Source organism: Enterobacter sp. T2, from assembly GCF_010692925.1.
Taxonomy (GTDB): Bacteria; Pseudomonadota; Gammaproteobacteria; order Enterobacterales; family Enterobacteriaceae; genus Enterobacter; species Enterobacter kobei.
In genome coordinates this window covers 2,914,472-2,932,406 of the sequence record NZ_CP048736.1, presented here as the reverse complement: position 1 = coordinate 2,932,406, position 17,935 = coordinate 2,914,472, and the positions used below count along the sequence as shown (strand labels likewise).

Sequence of the window (17,935 nt, the reverse complement as noted above, 5' to 3'; positions counted from 1 at the left end):
ACTATGACGCGAGGTGAGCGTGTAATAGCGTTCATTGAGCGCTTTTGCATCGTGCCGGAAGGCAAGCTTATCGGCCAGCCTATGCGGTTGGACCCCTTTCAGAAAGATTTCATCCTGGCGGTTTACGACAATCCAGCCGGAACGGATATGGCGATCCTCAGCATCGCCCGAAAAAACGGTAAAACAGGCTTAATCGCTGGAATCCTGCTGGCTCACCTGGTGGGGCCTGAAGCGGTCCAGAACACGCAGATTGTCAGCGGTGCACTTAGCCGGGAACAGGCTGCCATCGTTTTTAACCTCGCGGTGAAGATGGTCAACCTGAACCCTAAGTTGCAGGAGATTGTGCACATTACGCCGAGCGGTAAAAAGCTGATCGGCCTGCCGTGTAACGTCGAATACAAGGCTTTATCCGCAGAAGGTAAGACGACGCACGGCCTTTCCCCCATTCTGGCCATTCTCGATGAAACCGGGCAGGTCAGGGGGCCGCAGGATGATTTTATCGATGCAATAACTACCGCGCAGGGGGCGCATGAGAACCCGCTGCTGGTTGTTATCAGTACGCAGGCAGCAAATGACGCCGACCTGCTGAGCATCTGGATTGATGATGCAGTCAAATCGAAAGACCCGCACATCGTGTGCCACGTTTATGAAGCGCCAAAAGACGCTGATATCAGTAAACGCGAGTCCTGGCTGGCCGCGAACCCGGCGCTGGGCACATTCAGGTCAGAAAAAGACATGGCGCGCCAGGCTGAGAAAGCTGGCCGAATGCCAAGCTTCGAAAATACCTTCCGAAACCTCAACCTCAATCAGCGAGTGTCTACCGTATCGCCGTTTATCTCCCGCAGTGTGTGGGAGCTTTGCGGAGAGATGCCGATTAACACCCCGAGGAAGTGGTACGCGGGGCTGGATCTGTCAGCCAGGAACGACTTAACGGCGCTGGTTATCGCTGGTGAAGCAGATGATGGTGTCTGGGATGTTTTCCCCTTCTTCTGGACACCGCAAAAGACTCTTGAAGAGCGAACCAAAACGGACCGCGCACCCTATGACGTTTGGGTTAGAGAGGGGCTGCTGCGCACCACGCCAGGCGCTTCAGTGGATTACTCATTTGTCGTTGCGGATATCGCTGAAATTATCGGTGATTTCGACCTTACCTCGATGGCTTTTGACCGCTGGCGCATTGACCAGTTCAGGAAGGATGCCGATGCCATTGGGCTGAGCCTCCCGCTGGTCGAGTTCGGACAGGGTTTTAAGGATATGGGGCCAGCTGTAGACACGCTGGAGTCTCTGATGCTTAACGGGCGGGTGAGGCATGGCATGCACCCCGTATTAACGATGTGTGCTGTGAATGCGGTGGTGGTGAAAGATGCTGCTGGCAACCGCAAGCTCGATAAGTCCAAAGCAACAGGCCGTATTGATGGCATGGTCGCAATGACAATGTCCGTTGGTGCTGCTAATGGGGAAGTTACCGAACAGGGTGGTGACTTCGATGACTTCATTTTCCGACCGCTGAGCATGTGATGGAAGAACCTAAATACACGATTGACCTGCGCACCAATAACGGCTGGTGGGCAAGGCTGCAGTCCTGGTTTGTCGGCGGGCGTTTAGTCACCCCAAATCAGGGCTCACAGACGGGGCCTGTTTCGGCCCACGGACACCTGGGCGATTCATCCATTAACGATGAACGGATACTGCAAATTTCGACGGTTTGGCGCTGCGTGAGCCTGATTTCAACGCTCACGGCATGCTTGCCGCTTGATGTCTTCGAAACAGACCAGAATGACAACCGCAAAAAAGTGGGTTTGAGCAATCCGCTGGCGCGACTGCTGCGCTACTCACCGAATCAGTACATGACCGCCCAGGAATTCAGGGAGGCCATGACGATGCAGCTCTGTTTCTACGGTAACGCGTATGCACTGGTGGACCGCAACAGCGCGGGTGACGTGATAAGCCTTCTCCCGCTTCAGTCTGCCAATATGGATGTGAAACTCGTCGGAAAAAAAGTGGTTTATCGCTATCAGCGCGACAGCGAATACGCCGACTTTTCGCAGAGAGAGATTTTTCACCTTAAAGGCTTCGGCTTTACCGGGCTGGTCGGCCTGTCACCCATTGCTTTTGCCTGTAAATCGGCAGGTGTGGCAGTTGCGATGGAGGACCAGCAGCGAGATTTCTTTGCCAACGGCGCCAAGTCTCCGCAAATCCTCTCAACCGGCGAAAAAGTGCTGACTGAACAGCAGCGCTCGCAGGTCGAAGAGAACTTCAAAGAGATAGCCGGCGGTCCGGTTAAAAAACGCCTCTGGATTCTGGAGGCGGGCTTTTCCACATCGGCAATTGGCGTAACGCCGCAGGATGCCGAAATGATGGCGTCCCGAAAATTTCAGGTAAGTGAACTGGCGCGATTCTTTGGCGTACCGCCTCACCTTGTCGGCGACGTAGAGAAATCAACGAGCTGGGGATCGGGCATCGAGCAGCAGAATCTCGGCTTCCTGCAGTACACCCTGCAGCCCTATATCTCCCGGTGGGAAAACAGCATTCAGCGGTGGCTTATTCCTGCTAAGGATGTTGGCCGCATTCATGCTGAGCACAATCTCGACGGCCTTCTGAGGGGCGATTCGGCATCCCGCGCTGCCTTTATGAAGGCAATGGGAGAGGCAGGATTACGCACCATCAACGAGATGCGACGAACGGACAACCTCCCGCCATTGCCGGGTGGCGATGTGGCTATGCGCCAGTCGCAATACGTGCCGATCACCGATTTAGGAACCAACAAAGAGCCCCGTAATAACGGGGCTTAATTTTTATGGGGGCCGTAATGCCTGAGATCGTAAAAACGCTGTCCTTCGACGAGACAGAAATCAAATTCACCGGTGACGGGAAACAGGGGATTTTCGAAGGTTACGCCTCTGTCTTCAATAACACCGATTCAGATGGCGACATCATTCTGCCCGGGGCGTTTAAAAACGCACTGGCGAACCAGACCCGCAAAGTGGCGATGTTCTTCAACCACAAGACTTGGGAACTGCCGGTTGGTAAATGGGACAGCCTGGCCGAAGACGAAAAAGGCCTTTATGTGCGCGGTCAACTTACCCCAGGGCACAGCGGCGCTGCCGACCTGAAAGCGGCAATGCAGCACGGTACGGTTGAAGGTATGTCGGTTGGCTTTTCAGTTGCGAAAGACGATTACACCATCATTCCAACAGGCCGCATTTTTAAGAATATCCAGGCTCTGCGCGAAATCAGCGTCTGCACTTTCCCCGCCAACGAACAGGCTGGCATCGCAGCCATGAAAAGTGTCGATGGCATTGAAACTATCCGTGATGTGGAGAACTGGCTGAGGGATTCAGTCGGGCTCACCAAATCACAGGCAGTTGGGTTAATAGCCCGGTTTAAGTCAGCGATTCGGAGCGAGTCCGAGGGCGACGGAAACGAAGCACAAATCAAAGCTCTGCTTCAGAGCATTAAATCTTTCCCTTCTAATTTAGGTAATTAATTATGTCTGAACTCGCTCTCATTCAAAAAGCAATCGAAGAATCCCAGCAGAAAATGACCCAGCTGTTCGATGCGCAAAAAGCTGAAATCGAAAGCACGGGCCAGGTTTCCAAACAGCTGCAGTCCGACCTGGCCAAAGTGCAGGATGAACTGACCAAATCCGGTACGCGTCTTTTCGATCTGGAACAGAAACTGGCTTCCGGTGCTGAAAATCCGGGTGAGAAGAAATCCTTCTCTGAACGTGCTGCTGAAGAGCTCATCAAGTCATGGGACGGCAAACAGGGCACCTTCGACGCGAAGACGTTTAACAAGTCTCTCGGCAGTGACGCTGATTCTGCTGGCTCACTGATCCAGCCGATGCAGATGCCTGGCATCATCATGCCTGGTCTGCGCCGTCTGACTATCCGTGACCTGCTGGCTCAGGGCCGAATTTCCAGCAACGCTCTCGAATACGTGCGTGAAGAGGTGTTTACCAATAACGCCGACGTAGTGGCAGAGAAGGCGCTTAAGCCAGAGTCGGATATCACCTTCAGCAAACAGACCGCGAACGTAAAGACCATCGCGCACTGGGTGCAGGCATCACGTCAGGTGATGGACGATGCGCCAATGCTGCAGTCCTACGTTAACAACCGCCTCATGTACGGTCTGGCACTGAAGGAAGAAGGTCAGCTGCTGAACGGCGACGGCACCGGGGATAACCTGGAAGGTCTGAACAAAGTGGCAACCGCCTACGACACCTCGCTGAATGCCACCGGCGACACCCGCGCCGACATTATCGCTCACGCTATTTACCAGGTGACAGAGTCTGAGTTTAGCGCTTCCGGTATCGTCCTGAACCCGCGCGACTGGCACAACATCGCGCTGCTGAAAGACAACGAAGGCCGCTATATCTTCGGTGGTCCTCAGGCGTTTACCAGCAACATCATGTGGGGCCTGCCAGTGGTTCCGACTAAGGCGCAGGCCGCAGGCACCTTTACGGTGGGCGGATTTGATATGGCCTCACAGGTGTGGGATCGCATGGATGCCACCGTGGAAGTCAGCCGTGAAGACCGCGATAACTTCGTGAAAAACATGCTGACCATCCTCTGTGAAGAGCGCCTGGCGCTGGCGCACTATCGCCCGACGGCAATCATCAAGGGCAGTTTCTCTTCTGGCTCATGATGGAGGGGGCGGGGAGACCCGCCCTTTTAACGTATGGCGATAGATGTTCTGGATGTAATTGGCCTCCGCCTGTTTAAGCAGCAGATTGAATTTGAGGAAGACGACAGGGACGAGCTGATTACCCTGTACGCTCAGGCAGCTTTTGACTACTGCATACGCTGGTGCGATGAACCAGCATGGAAAGTTGCAGCTGATATTCCTGCAGCCGTTAAGGGCGCCGTTCTCCTTGTCTTTGCTGACATGTTTGAACACCGCACCGCGCAAAGCGAAGTACAGCTATATGAGAACGCTGCAGCAGAACGCATGATGTTCATCCATCGCAACTGGCGCGGTAAATCTGAACCTGAGGAGGGCTCCTGATGGAACCTGGACGATTCAGGCACAGGGTAAAAATTCTCACCTTCACGACTTCGCGCGATCCATCTGGTCAGCCGGTTGAATCGTGGAGTGGTGGCAACCCGGTCCCGGCTGAGGTGAAGGGGATCAGCGGCAGAGAGCAGATGTCTGGCGGTGCGGAAACGGCGCAGGCAACCATTCGCGTCTGGATGCGCTTCAGGTCAGAGCTGAATGCCTCTTCTCGTCTGGAAGTGCTCAGCGGCCCGTATAAAGGTCAGGTGCTAAATATCATCGGTCCTCCTGTGGCAAATGCGACCGGCACTCGCCTGGAAATTCTTTGCAAAACGGGAGCTGAAAAATGATTGAGACGAGCCTCGATTTTTCCGGGTTAAATGACATCGCAAAGGATTTGGAGGCGCTTAGCCGCGCTGAAAACAACAAGGCTCTGCGTGATGCCACGCGCGCCGGCGCCGAAGTGCTTAAGGAAGAAGTGATCGCTCGCGCGCCGGTGCTTACCGGGAAACTGAAAAAAAACGTGGTGGTGGTGACCCAAAAAAGCCGCCGCCGCGGGGAAATTTCTTCCGGCGTCCATATTCGTGGCGTTAACCCGCGCACCGGCAACAGCGATAACACGATGAAGGCGAATAACCCGAGAAACGCCTTTTACTGGCGCTTTGTGGAGCTTGGCACTGCGAACATGCCTGCGCATCCTTTTGTGCGACCCGCTTACGATACGCGCGAGGAAGAGGCCGCCAGCGTCGCCATTGCCAGGATGAATCAGGCTATTGATGAGGTGTTGAGCAAGTGAATGAAGATGATATCTACGCTTTGCTTTCTTCCCTGGCAGAAGGGCGGGTATATCCCTACGTTGCGCCATTAGGTAGTGACGGAAAACCGTCTGTCTCGCCACCCTGGATTATTTTTTCCATCGTCGATGATGTTTCCGCTGACGTGCTGTGCGGCCAGGCAGAGAGCAGGGTTTCCATTCAGGTAGATGTGTATTCCACTACGATCACTGAATCACGCACCCTGAGAGATTTGGCGCTCGCTTCGCTTAAGCCCTTAAACCCTACAGAGGTGGTAAAAATCCCCGGTTACGAGCCAGATTATCGGCTCTACCGTGCCACCCTGGATTTTAAAGTTACCCCCTGACAATTAATTCACCCAACGAACCCGCTTAATGGCGGGTTTTCTTTTTCCAGGAGACAGCTATGTCTGCACTTTATGAAAAATCGCAGCTGACGAAGATCCTTATTTCCTCCCTGCCAGCCACCAAAGAAACGATGGATTCCGCAACCTTCCTCGATCTGAGTTGCACCATCAAAGAAATTCAGTTCACCGGTGGTCAGAAGCAGGATATCGACGTAACAACACTTTGCTCTACCGAGCAGGAGAACATCAACGGCCTGCCTTCTCCGTCAGAAATCTCTCTGTCCGGCAACTTCTACAAGAATCCGGCGCAGGACGCCTTGCGTGATGCGTATGACAACGATACGACCTACGCTTTCCAGGTCATTTTCCCGTCCGGCAAAGGCTTTAAGTTCCTGGCTGAAATCCGCCAGCACACCTGGTCTTCCGGTACCAACGGCGTAGTGGCGGCAACGTTCTCCCTGCGCCTGAAAGGTAAGCCTGAAAACATCGAGTCTGGCTCCTGAGAGGTCGCATGAAGAATATTAAAAATCTCGCCCTGGCTAAGATGTCGGGTTTTCGTCATAAGACGGTCGCCGTTCCTGAGTGGGAAGGCGTCAAAGTGGTTCTCCGTGAGCCGTCAGGTGAAGCCTGGCTGCGCTGGCAGGAAGTGGTGAAAGCGGGTGCTGATGATGAAAATGTGTCGGTATCGGAAAAGGCACACCGTAATCTTTGCGCTGACGTGGTTCTCTTCATTGACGTACTGTGTGACACCGATAAGCAGCCGGTATTCAGCGTAGACGAAGAAGAGCAGGTGCGTGAAATCTACGGCCCCGTCCATTCACGCCTGCTCAAACAGGCGCTTGACCTGATCAACAATGCGGACGAAGCGCGGGAAAAGTCTCAACCCCCGGCGTAAAGTTTCTGATGTCGCTTGCGCTCCGGATGGGGCGCACGCTCTCAGAGCTTCGGCAGAATATGACGGCAAGCGAGCTTCTGATGTGGATTGAGTACGACAGGCAAAGTCCGGTTGGCGATATCCGTGGCGACATTCAGGCAGCCCAGCTCGTCTCTGCCATCTACGGCTCTCAGGGGGCAAAAGTACCGCTGGACGATGCGATCCTGCGCTGGGGTGGTGACGAGCAATCAGCACCGAAGGATCCGTTTGCGGGACTTGAGGCTGCTTTAATGGCTGCATCAAATTAGGGCGGTAAACCGCCCGTAACTTAGTTTATTTGCGATAATATAAAAACTATAAAGCCTATAAGAACTATAGCCCCTATAACTTTACCAATGTTCTCTGCTACATTTTCTGTCTGTTGTGCCTGCGCATTCAATTCTGAAGTTTTATCTAAAATGGTATCAGTAATTGCGTTAAATTCTTCGGAAAGAGTATTGTAAATAGAAACTTGAGCCTCTTCCGGCTCATTTTCAAAAAAATCGTTGATGACATCATTGCTCTCAAGTGTGGCTATATGAATATTCTCACCTAAAGAGGATATATAATCAAAATAGTCACACTGAGTTTTTGCTAACCCCCTTATTTTTAGGCGGTTAGGCTTATAGGAAAGCGTTCCATCTTCCTTTTCCCTAACTTCGTAGTAGTCATCCGGGTTGCCGGGAACTTCAAAGTTCAAGCTCAACATATATGTCTCCATGTGCAAAAAAAATCAAGCCTCTCAGGTGTTAGTCCGAGTGGCTATTCTATTTTCATTATTAAGGTACAAGAGATGGCGGCTCTACGCGAACTAATAATTAAAATCTCCGCGAACTCTCAGTCTTTCCAGAGTGAGATTGCTCGCGCCTCACGAATGGGTGCAGATTATTACCGAACTATGCAAAATGGAGGGAGGCAAGCAGCAGCCGCCGCCCGCGAAAGCGAGAGTGCACTTTCTGATCTTACTACTGGATTTGCATCAGCAGGGAAAGCCGCCGCGGCTGCTAGCACAGCGTTTGCTACCGGGAAAATTGTTCAGATCGCTGACGAGTGGAACTCCGTAAACGCGCGACTCAAGCAGGCATCATCCTCAGCTGACGATTTTGCTGCTTCTCAGCGTCAGTTGATGGAGATAAGCCAAAGAACTGGCACGGCGTTCGCAGATAATGCAAACCTTTTTTCCCGCGCTGCTGCTTCAATGCGTGAATACGGGTATAGCTCCGATGAAGTCCTGAAAATTACCGAAGCTGTTTCTACTGGCCTCAAACTTTCGGGGGCTAACACCCAGGAAGCGAGTTCTGTTATCACTCAATTCAGCCAGGCGCTGGCACAGGGCGTTCTTCGTGGCGAGGAGTTTAACGCTGTTAACGAATCTGGTGATCGCGTTATCCGCGCACTTGCCACAGGAATGGGCGTGGCCCGCAAAGACCTCAAGAGCATGGCCGATCAGGGGCAACTTACGATTGATAAGGTTGTTCCAGCACTGGTAGGCCAGTTAGATAATTTGCAAGATGAGTTCAAAAGCTTACCACAAACGGTTTCTGGTTCCTTGCAGAAGGTTACTAACTCATTCATGCAATGGGTTGGCGGTATTGATCAGGCTACCGGCGCAACGGCAGGTTTGTCTGGCGGGTTGGATAGTTTAGCCCAAACTCTGGATGCGTTCACTTCTTCAGCTGTTAGCGGTGCCTTGAATGACGTTGCTGACAATATGTCCACAATAACAACTGTGGCAGGGGCGCTTGTTGGCGTGGGGCTGGCACGCTACCTAAGCGGAGTTGTAACCAGCGCCACCAGTGCAACAGGTGCGCTAATTTCAGCCGCGAAATCAGAGGTTGCTCTTGCTGTCGCACAGGACAAAGCGGCTCAGTCTGCTGTTGCAGCTTCAAGGGCTGAAGTTTATCGAGCTCAGCAAGCTGTTCAGCGATCACGAAGCGCAGATGTTCAGGCCGCCCAGCAAGAGAAAATTGCGGCAGCAGAGGCAAAAGTTACAGCAGCTCAAGCCAGACTGACTACCGCTCTTGCAAGTGGCACTGCTACGGAAAAAGTCAGGGCCAGAACTGCACTTGAGCGTGCACAGGCAGGGCTGGTGGCTGCAAAAAATTCTGACGCTCAAGCTGCTGCAGAAAGGCGTCTGTCCGCGACCCAGGCTTCCTTAAACCGGAACCTTGCAAACCGTGTTTCGGCTCAAAGCAATCTCAATAGCGTGACATCCGTCGGCACTCGGCTCATGAGTGGTGCACTTGGTCTCATCGGTGGAGTTCCTGGTTTAGTTATGTTGGGTGCTGGAGCCTGGTATGCGATGTATCAAAACCAGGAGCAGGCACGTCGCTCTGCCCAGGAATACGCCAGTCAAATCGACGAAATACGAGAAAAAACTTCCCGCATGTCTTTGTCTGAAACAGACGACAATAGGGGGAGAACTGTTGGTGCTCTGGTAGAGCAAAATCGTTTGGTTGATGAGCAAGCCAAAAAGGTTGGTGAGCTGAAGAACCAGATCGACGATTTGAATGCATCGCGTGGAAAACCGGGCATTACCAGCGAGAACGATGCAAATATACTGAGAGCGATAGCTATCGTTACGGATCAACTTGCTGTTGAAGAGGGAAAATTAAATGACATGCGAGATAAATCTCGCGGCATACAGCAGGCTCTCGAAGAAATTGAGCGACGTCGCAATGATTTAATACGCGAACAAGCCTGGCGACAGAATGCGGTATATCAGTCGATGATCATGATGAATGGTCAGCATACTGAATTTAACCGTCTGCTGGGGCTGGGAAATCAGCTATTAATGGCCCGGCAAGGGCTGGCTAACGTCCCGCTCAGACTTCCTCAGGCCGACCTCGACAAAAAGCAAACTGATGCCCTCGAAAAGAGCCGCCGGGATCTGGAGTTGTCACGCCTGAAGGGTGAAGCAAAAGAGCGCCTGCGACTGAGTTATGCAGCCGATGACCTGGGGTTAACCAGTGATCCGCAATTCCAGACAGGCCGTCAGGAGTTGATTAATAACGGTCTTGCTGAATGGCGGAATAATGAGGCCAACAAACCTAAGGCGAAGGGCGGTAAAACCGAAGGCGAGAAAACCGAGGATGTGTATAAGCGCCTTATCAAGCAGCAAAAAGAGCAGATTGCCCTGCAAGGCCAGAATACTGAGCTGGCGAAGGTTAAATACCAGGTCAGCCAGGGGGAACTTGCTTCTCTGACGGAAGCCCAGAAAAAGACGGTATTGCAGAATGCTGCACTGATTGACCAGGTTAAATTGCGTGAGCAACTGCGAAATTACGAAGCCAACCTTGCCGACAGTAACGCCAGCGCCCGAGCAGCCAATGAAGCGCAACTGCTGGGATACGGGCAGGGAACCAGGTTCCGTGAAAGACTTCAGGAGCAGTTCAATCTGCGTAAGGAGTTTGAGCAGAAGAATACCGATCTTCTCCGCCAGCGTCAGGCTGGTGAAATCGACGAGACGTTCTATCAGCAGGGGCTGGCACTTAATAAGCGCTACCTCGAAGAGCGCCTGCGCGACCAGGAGGGATATTACGCAGCTTCTGATGCGCAGCGTGACGACTGGATGACGGGACTGTCTGAGGGTTATGCGAACTGGGTGGACGAAGCTACTGATTATTCTTCCATGGCCGCTGACGGCATGAAGCAGGCCATGGGTGGCGCGGTCACCACGATCACCGACATGCTCAATGGCAACGTTGACAGCTGGAAGGACTGGGGCGTGAGCGTACTGAAGATTATCCAGAACGTTCTGGTGAACATGGCTGTTGCTAATGGCGTCAGCTCAATTGGATCACTGTTCAGTTTTGGTGCCTCGTCAGCCGCAACCGCCAGCAGCGGTACCGCTATTCAGAATGCTGGCGCGAACTTCACATTTAATGCGAAGGGTAATGTGTACGACTCTCCGTCCCTGAGCGCTTACAGCAATGGCGTTTTTCAGACGCCTCAGCTGTTTGCTTTTGCTAAAGGCGCAGGGGTTTTTGCCGAGGCTGGTCCGGAAGCCATTATGCCGCTTACGCGCGCCGCTGATGGTTCGCTGGGCGTTCGTGCGGTCGGAGGTGGCGGAGGTCAGTCTGTATCTTCGGCGCCACAGGTTTATATCACCATCGATGGCAACGGCAACACTCAAACACAGGCCTCGCCAGGCCTTGAGCAATTTGGTGCCGAGGTCGGGGAATTTGTTGATCGACGTTATAAGCAAAATGTGATGCGTGACATTCGTCCCGGCGGCGACATCTGGAACGCAATGAAAGGAACGCGATAATTATGGCCATTGAAACTTTCACCTGGTGCCCACGGATTAACGCGGAGGCTGATACAAGTTTCCGCGTCAGGAAAGCCCAGTTTGGCGATGGATATGAGCAGGTTTCAGGAGATGGATTGAACACCAGAACTCAGCAGTGGACGCTTAACTTCACTGGCAACGAAACCTACATTTCTGCCATTAAGTCTTTTCTCGACAGGCATGAAGGAACGAAAGCCTTTCAGTGGAAGCCGCCGCTAGAGCCCTTGGGTTTGTATCGTTGCGAAACGTATAAACCCACCGGGCTGGGTGCGGGGAAATTCAACCTTGAAGCAACATTCATCCAGGCATTTAAACCATGAGCTTAAACGCAGATTATCAGAAGCTGGAATCCGGAAACGATGTTCGTCTGATTGAGGTGGACGGTTCTTCCTTTGGGCTAACGGACGTTCTCCGCTTTCACAATTACAACATTCCCCACACAGAAGCGGAAATCATCGCCGCTGGTGGGGATGAGTCCAGGCTTCCGGCGAAACCAATCTGGTGGCAGGGAAATGAATATGCCGCCTGGCCATATCAACTGGAAGGTCTGGAGAAATCAACCAGTGGGAGCAATGCAACGCCATCCCTGACGGTTGCGAACATCGAAAGCTCCATTTCAGCCCTGTGTCTTGCGTATGACGATCTGCTGCAGGCGAAAGTCACTATTCACGACACAAAAGAGAAATATCTCGATGCCAGAAATTTCGCAGACGGCAACTCCACAGCAGACCCGACTCAGGAAAAGCTGCAGGTCTGGTATATCGACGGTAAAACGGGCGAGCTTGCCGGTGAAACCGTTGAATTTGTTCTGTCCAGCCCGATGGATCTGCAGGGGCAAATGATTCCGACGCGACAGCTTCATTCGCTGTGTACCTGGTGCATCCGGAATAAATATCGTACCGGCGACGGCTGCGACTATGCCGGCACCCGCTATTTCGACAAAAACAACAACCCGGTAAGCGATCCGTCGCTGGATGAATGCAACGGCACGCTGACGGCCTGCAAACTCCGATTCGGCGAAAATAACGAACTCTCGTTTGGTGGCTTCCCGGGCACGTCTTTGATCAGGAGTTGATATGCGTCAGAAAACCATCGATGCGATCATGGCGCATGCTGCCGCTGAATATCCTCTTGAGTGTTGCGGCGTGGTGGCGCAGAAAAGCCGCGTTGAACGTTATTTCCCGTGCCGGAATCTTGCCGCGGCGCCGGAGGACAATTTTGTCCTTTGCCCCGAAGACTACGCAGCTGCTGAGGACTGGGGAACGGTGATCGCCATCGTTCACAGTCACCCTAATGCCACAACGCAACCGAGCGAACTGGATAAAGCGCAATGCGACGCAACGCTTTTACCCTGGCATATTGTGAGCTGGCCGGAGGGGGATTTACGCACCATCCAGCCGCGCGGAGAACTGCCGCTGCTGGAGCGTCCGTTTGTGCTTGGACACTTCGACTGCTGGGGGCTGGTAATGAGCTATTTCCGGCAAACGCATGGTATCGAGCTCCACGATTACCGTGTGGATTATCCATGGTGGGAAAACGAATATCCGGACAACTTCTATCAGGATTGCTGGTATGAGTGCGGATTCCGGGAATTTGACGGGCCACCGAAACCCGGCGATATGGTGATCATGCAGGTCCAGGCTGATAAGTGGAACCACGCGGGAATTCTGCTGGAGGGCAATATGCTGCTGCACCATCTTTACGGACACCTGAGCCAGCGCGTGCCGTATGGGGGCTACTGGCAGGAAAGGACGATGAAGATTCTTAGACATCAGAATTTTATTTAACAAACTGTCACTGATACTGTCGTGCAGTACACAGCAAGGAGAACGATATGTATACAGTTGGGTTTGGTTGGATCTTCGTCGGTATTTTTATTGGGTTAATTCTCTGGTTTTTCATCAACCGCGCCAGCGTCAGAGCGAACAGGCAGGTTGAATTACTTGAGTCTATCGACCAGAAATTATCAAAAATAGTAGATCCAAACTTCGAGGCAAATAACAAAGACCAGTCGAAAGAAAACTACCTTGAAGAAGCAAGGAAAAAAGCTGGGCTTTGAGAGCGTAAATTAACAAACCACCTACGGGTGGTTTTTTTATGGGGGCAGCATGCAAGAGGTAATGACAAGAATTGAGCTAAGTGGCGTGCTAGCTAAGACATATGGAAGGGTTCATCACCGCCTGGTTCGCACTACTGCTGAAGCCATTAATGCACTCGCGAAAACCATCAATGGATTCGAGAAATTCTTAAACACAAGCAAAGCCCGAGGGCTGACGTATGCCGTTTATAGAGATAAAAAGAATATTGGCGTTGATGATTTCGGCTTTCCCGTCACCGGCGAAGTGATCCGGATTGTCCCTGTAGTAATAGGGAGTAAAAAGGCTGGTCTTTTGCAGACGATCCTGGGGGCCGTGCTTATTACTGCAGCTGTGTTGACTGGCCCCGGCGGTATTGGCGCTGCTTTCGCTGCTGGTGGATTGACGGGGTTTGCTGCAGCAACTGGCGCCTCGTTGGTCCTCGGTGGGGTTATTCAGCTTCTTTCACCACAGCCATCAGGCATAGCTAGCAAACAAAGCGCAGATAACCGTGCATCGTATGCGTTTGGCGGGGTGACAAATACCGCCGAACAGGGTTACCCGGTTCCGCTCCTTTACGGCCGCCGGCGAATCGGCGGAGCGATTATTTCCGCCGGGATTTATGTCGAAGATCAGCAGTAGATAACATACCTTTTTACAAGCCACCTTCGGGTGGCTTTTTTTATGGGCGCGATATGGCGAATAAAATTACCGGACGAAAAGGGGGGAGCTCCAGTTCCCGAACTCCTACCGAACAGCCTGATGATCTGCAATCTGTAGCGAAGGCAAAGATCCTCGTTGCGCTTGGGGAAGGGGAGTTTGCTGGACAGCTCACCGGGAAGGATATCTACCTGGACGGAACGGCGCTGGAGAACGCCGACGGCTCCCAAAACTTCAGCGGCGTTACGTGGGAATTTCGCGCGGGTACACAGGCCCAGAAGTACATTCAGGGCATTCCCGGTACCGAAAACGAAATCAGCGTGGGAACCGAGGTAACGAGCGCTACAGCGTGGACACGAACCTTCACCAATACACAGCTTTCGGCGGTTCGTTTACGCCTGAAATGGCCTTCGCTTTTCAAGCAGGAGGACGATGGCGATCTGGTTGGTTACTCGGTTAATTATGCGATTGACTTGCAGACGGACGGCGGGACATGGCAGACAGTCCTCAATACCAGTGTGACCGGGAAAACGACCTCAGGTTATGAGCGCAGCCACCGTATCGATTTACCGCAGGCTGGCAGCACCTGGACAATACGTCTGCGTAAGATTACCTCTGACGCCAACAGCGCGAAGATCGGCGACACGATGACGCTGCAGAGCTTCACCGAGGTGATTGACGCCAAACTGCGCTACCCGAACACCGCGCTGCTCTACATCGAATTCGACTCAAGCCAGTTCAACGGCTCAATTCCTCAAATTTCATGCGAACCGCGCGGCCGCGTTATCCGCGTTCCAGATACCTACGACCCTGAAACCCGCACTTATAGCGGTACATGGACCGGTGCGTTTAAGTGGGCATGGACGGATAACCCTGCGTGGATTTTTTACGACCTGGTTGTTTCTGACCGGTTCGGCCTTGGGCACCGTTTGACCGCTGCGAATATTGATAAATGGACTCTTTATCAGGTTGCTCAGTATTGTGATCAGATGGTACCAGACGGCAAAGGAGGCAACGGTACCGAGCCACGTTACACCTGCAACGTGTACATCCAGGACCGAAACGACGCTTATACAGTCCTGCGTGATTTTGCGGCCATATTCCGTGGCATGACGTACTGGGGTGGCGATCAGATCGTTGCTCTGGCCGATATGCCCCGTGATGTGGATTACAGCTACACGCGCGCTAACGTTGTTGGCGGTCGCTTCACCTATTCAAGCAGCACCACGAAAACCCGCTACACTACAGCGCTGGTTTCATGGTCCGATCCCGGTAACGCCTACGCTGACGCGATGGAACCCGTATTCGAGCAGGCGCTGGTGGCGCGGTACGGCTTCAATCAGCTGGAAATGACAGCCATCGGCTGTACCAGACAGTCAGAAGCGAACCGAAAGGGGCGCTGGGGTATTCTCACCAACAACAAGGATCGCGTTGTTTCGTTCGATGTCGGGCTGGACGGAAACATACCGCAGCCTGGCTATATCATCGCTGTGGCAGACGAGCTGCTTTCCGGAAAGGTTATGGGCGGCCGCATCAGCGCCGTTAACGGTCGCGTTATCAAACTTGACCGCGTGGCAGATGCAGCAGCAGGTGATCGCCTTATTCTCAACCTGCCTTCCGGAGCGTCGCAGAGCAGGACCATTCAGGCCGTGAACGGGGAATCAGTCACAGTCACCACGGCATACAGTGAGACGCCACAGGCCGAAGCTGTTTGGGTGGTTGAATCTGACGAGCTCTACGCGCAGCAGTATCGAGTTGTCAGCGTTTCCGATAACGATGATGGCACTTTCTCGATTACCGGCGCATGGCACGACCAGGATAAATATGCCCGTATCGATACCGGAGCCATCATTGACCAACGGCCGGTGAGCGTGATCCCGCCGGGCAACCAGTCGCCGCCTGCGAATATCGTGATCAGCTCGTTTTCCGTGGTTCAGCAAAATATCAGCGTCGAAACAATGCGCGTGAGCTGGGACCAGGCGCAGAACGCTATCGCCTATGAAGCGCAATGGCGCCGCAACGACGGGAACTGGGTTAACGTGCCGCGCAGCTCCACCACGTCATTCGATGTCCCGGGGATTTATGCAGGGCGCTACCTGGTGCGCGTGCGCGCAATCAATGCCGCAGAAATCTCATCCGGGTGGGGCTATTCAGAAGAGAAAACTCTGACGGGTAAAGTGGGCAATCCGCCGAAACCGGTCGGCTTCATCGCTTCCGATAATGTGGTATTCGGTATCGAGCTGAACTGGGGATTCCCGGCGAATACCGACGACACGCTGAAGACGGAAATTCAGTACAGCCTGACCGGTACCGAAGACGATGCGATGCTGCTGGCCGATGTGCCTTACCCGCAGCGCAAATATCAGCAGATGGGCCTTAAGGCTGGGCAGATTTTCTGGTACCGCGCTCAGCTGGTGGACCGCAGCGGCAACGAATCAGGTTACACAGAATGGGTGCGCGGGCAGGCCAGCATCGATGTATCCGATATCACCGATGTGATCCTGGAGGAGATTAAAGATTCTGAGGTATTCAAGGATCTGATTGAGAGTGCCGTAGAAAGTAGCGAGAAACTGGCCGAACTTTCTGATGCGATTAAGGAGAACGCCGATGGTCTGGCTGCAGCAGTAGGTTCGAATAAGCAGACAGCAGAAGCAATCATTGGCAACGCCCTGGCTATTGCTGATGTTGTTGTGCGCCAGACTGCGCAGCAGGGGGCTAACTCTGCGAAATTCGAACAGCTCCGGGAGGTGATCGCTACTGAGACGGAAGCGCGCGTCACGGATGTTACTCGTCTAGAGGCGAAAACTGCACAGAATGAAGCGGGTATTACTGATGTTCGCCAGGCGTTAGCTACGGAAACTGAAGCTCGCGCTTCTGCGGTAAGTCAATTGACGGCTGCCACTCAGGCCGCATCTGACAAAGCTGATTCAGCAGCTGCTGTAGGTGCTCAGAATACAGCATCAATCACTGACCTTAGCCAGGTTGTCACGGACCTCGATTCCTCAATGGCATCACGCCTGGAAGAGCTGGGTGCACAAACTGATAAGGCCAGCGGCGGTATTCAGAACAATGCTATCGCGCTGATCACCAGTACGATCGCGCAGGTTAACCAGCGCAACCTCCTGAGCGTCCAGTATGGAGATAACAAAGCCAGTATTGAGCGAGTCGACAATGTGATGGCCGACGCCAGTAAAGCTGTCGCTGAGTCATTGCGCGTTTTGGATTCCAGCACCGGTGGGAACACGGCGAATGTCACTGACTTGTCGAAGACACTTGCTGATTTTACCCAGGCGTCTGCTACGCAAATCAATTCGCTAAAGGTCACGGTTAACGGTCAGTCTGCAGCGATTGTCCAGAACAGCCAGGTATCAGCGGACATCAATAACAACCTGAATGCGATGTACAGCATCAAGGTCGCTGTTGATTCTAATGGTAATCAGTATGCAGCAGGGATGGGGATTGGTGTTCAGAATACGCCAGCGGGTATGCAGTCGCAGGTGCTCTTCCTGGCAGACCGCTTCGCTGTGATGACTCAGGCTGGCGGTACAGTTACGCTGCCATTTGTGATCCAGAACGGACAGACCTTCATCCGGGATACGTTCATCCAGGACGGTACCATCAGCAATGCCAAAATAGGAAACTACATTCAGTCTTCAACCTGGGACGGCACCGGAAATGTTGGCTGGCACATCAACAAGTCTGGCTACGCGACGTTCAATAATGTGACCGTTCGTGGCTCGATTTATGCAACCAACGGTAATTTTTCATTTAACGGGTCCGGGAATACCACAGTCATTAATGGCAACGGCGTCACCATCAATATTCCGGGTGGTGGCCGGATCGTACTTGGGACATGGTGAT

18 protein-coding genes and 1 pseudogene are annotated in these 17,935 nt (G+C 53.0%); 18 read left to right on the top strand and 1 reads right to left on the bottom strand.

What is annotated here, in order from left to right; all coding sequences use genetic code 11:
- Positions 1 to 3 precede the first annotated feature (3 nt).
- From G0034_RS14040 to G0034_RS13990, 11 genes and pseudogenes are all read left to right on the top strand, one after another.
- Positions 4 to 1,518 carry a terminase large subunit gene (locus G0034_RS14040; protein ID WP_060578665.1) on the top strand — a complete coding sequence of 505 codons (1,515 nt, stop codon included), beginning with the start codon at positions 4 to 6 and terminating at the stop codon, positions 1,516 to 1,518.
- Positions 1,518 to 2,792, top strand: a complete 1,275-nt coding sequence (locus G0034_RS14035) for a phage portal protein (RefSeq protein ID WP_032624427.1) — start codon at positions 1,518 to 1,520, stop codon at positions 2,790 to 2,792. Before G0034_RS14040 ends, G0034_RS14035 begins: the two co-directional genes overlap by 1 nt.
- A gap of 17 nt (positions 2,793 to 2,809) precedes the next feature.
- Positions 2,810 to 3,487, top strand: coding sequence for an HK97 family phage prohead protease (locus G0034_RS14030; protein ID WP_059453314.1), 678 nt, complete (start codon positions 2,810 to 2,812; stop codon positions 3,485 to 3,487).
- A gap of 2 nt (positions 3,488 to 3,489) precedes the next feature.
- Positions 3,490 to 4,647 carry a phage major capsid protein gene (locus G0034_RS14025; protein WP_179120980.1) on the top strand — a complete coding sequence of 386 codons (1,158 nt, stop codon included), beginning with the start codon at positions 3,490 to 3,492 and terminating at the stop codon, positions 4,645 to 4,647.
- Positions 4,648 to 4,680: 33 nt separating this feature from the next.
- Positions 4,681 to 5,007: a head-tail connector protein gene (locus G0034_RS14020; RefSeq protein ID WP_016063563.1), complete on the top strand. Its 327-nt coding sequence runs from the start codon at positions 4,681 to 4,683 to the stop codon at positions 5,005 to 5,007.
- A complete protein-coding gene (locus G0034_RS14015; RefSeq protein WP_088569472.1) occupies positions 5,007 to 5,345 on the top strand; it encodes a phage head closure protein in 339 nt (112 codons plus the stop codon). Before G0034_RS14020 ends, G0034_RS14015 begins: the two co-directional genes overlap by 1 nt.
- Positions 5,342 to 5,791: an HK97-gp10 family putative phage morphogenesis protein gene (locus G0034_RS14010; RefSeq protein ID WP_179120979.1), complete on the top strand. Its 450-nt coding sequence runs from the start codon at positions 5,342 to 5,344 to the stop codon at positions 5,789 to 5,791. Before G0034_RS14015 ends, G0034_RS14010 begins: the two co-directional genes overlap by 4 nt.
- On the top strand, positions 5,788 to 6,135 hold the full coding sequence (gene gp17, locus G0034_RS14005; protein WP_157507927.1) for a tail completion protein gp17: 348 nt from the start codon (positions 5,788 to 5,790) through the stop codon (positions 6,133 to 6,135). Before G0034_RS14010 ends, gp17 begins: the two co-directional genes overlap by 4 nt.
- A 59-nt stretch (positions 6,136 to 6,194) precedes the next feature.
- Positions 6,195 to 6,614 (top strand): annotated as a pseudogene (locus tag G0034_RS14000) (phage tail tube protein); the annotation flags it as partial.
- Positions 6,615 to 6,646: 32 nt separating this feature from the next.
- Positions 6,647 to 7,030, top strand: coding sequence for a phage tail assembly chaperone (locus G0034_RS13995; RefSeq protein WP_001549114.1), 384 nt, complete (start codon positions 6,647 to 6,649; stop codon positions 7,028 to 7,030).
- 8 nt (positions 7,031 to 7,038) lie between these two features.
- Positions 7,039 to 7,317 (top strand): phage tail assembly protein T, encoded by a 279-nt coding sequence (locus G0034_RS13990; protein ID WP_063408024.1) that lies wholly within the window; start codon positions 7,039 to 7,041, stop codon positions 7,315 to 7,317.
- A gap of 20 nt (positions 7,318 to 7,337) precedes the next feature.
- Here G0034_RS13990 and G0034_RS13985 read toward each other — a convergent pair whose 3' ends face one another.
- Positions 7,338 to 7,757, bottom strand: a complete 420-nt coding sequence (locus G0034_RS13985) for a hypothetical protein (RefSeq protein ID WP_063154039.1) — start codon at positions 7,755 to 7,757, stop codon at positions 7,338 to 7,340.
- Between the two features lie 84 nt (positions 7,758 to 7,841).
- Between G0034_RS13985 and G0034_RS13980 the strand changes: the two genes are divergently transcribed.
- The 7 genes from G0034_RS13980 to G0034_RS23670 are packed head-to-tail and all read left to right on the top strand — an operon-like array spanning position 7,842 to position 17,934.
- Positions 7,842 to 11,318, top strand: coding sequence for a phage tail tape measure protein (locus G0034_RS13980; RefSeq protein WP_179121333.1), 3,477 nt, complete (start codon positions 7,842 to 7,844; stop codon positions 11,316 to 11,318).
- 2 nt (positions 11,319 to 11,320) lie between these two features.
- Positions 11,321 to 11,659: a phage tail protein gene (locus G0034_RS13975; RefSeq protein WP_000963855.1), complete on the top strand. Its 339-nt coding sequence runs from the start codon at positions 11,321 to 11,323 to the stop codon at positions 11,657 to 11,659.
- Positions 11,656 to 12,414, top strand: a complete 759-nt coding sequence (locus tag G0034_RS13970) for a phage minor tail protein L (protein ID WP_179120978.1) — start codon at positions 11,656 to 11,658, stop codon at positions 12,412 to 12,414. Before G0034_RS13975 ends, G0034_RS13970 begins: the two co-directional genes overlap by 4 nt.
- A 1-nt stretch (position 12,415) precedes the next feature.
- Positions 12,416 to 13,126 (top strand): C40 family peptidase, encoded by a 711-nt coding sequence (locus G0034_RS13965; protein WP_179120977.1) that lies wholly within the window; start codon positions 12,416 to 12,418, stop codon positions 13,124 to 13,126.
- Positions 13,127 to 13,173: 47 nt separating this feature from the next.
- Complete coding sequence (locus tag G0034_RS13960) at positions 13,174 to 13,398, top strand: YebO family protein (RefSeq protein ID WP_015980116.1); 225 nt, start codon at positions 13,174 to 13,176, stop codon at positions 13,396 to 13,398.
- A 49-nt stretch (positions 13,399 to 13,447) separates the two neighbouring features.
- Positions 13,448 to 14,056: a tail assembly protein gene (locus G0034_RS13955; protein WP_179120976.1), complete on the top strand. Its 609-nt coding sequence runs from the start codon at positions 13,448 to 13,450 to the stop codon at positions 14,054 to 14,056.
- A 53-nt stretch (positions 14,057 to 14,109) separates the two neighbouring features.
- A complete protein-coding gene (locus tag G0034_RS23670) occupies positions 14,110 to 17,934 on the top strand; it encodes a TipJ family phage tail tip protein (RefSeq protein WP_179120975.1) in 3,825 nt (1,274 codons plus the stop codon).
- The last annotated feature ends 1 nt before the right edge of the window (position 17,935 follow it).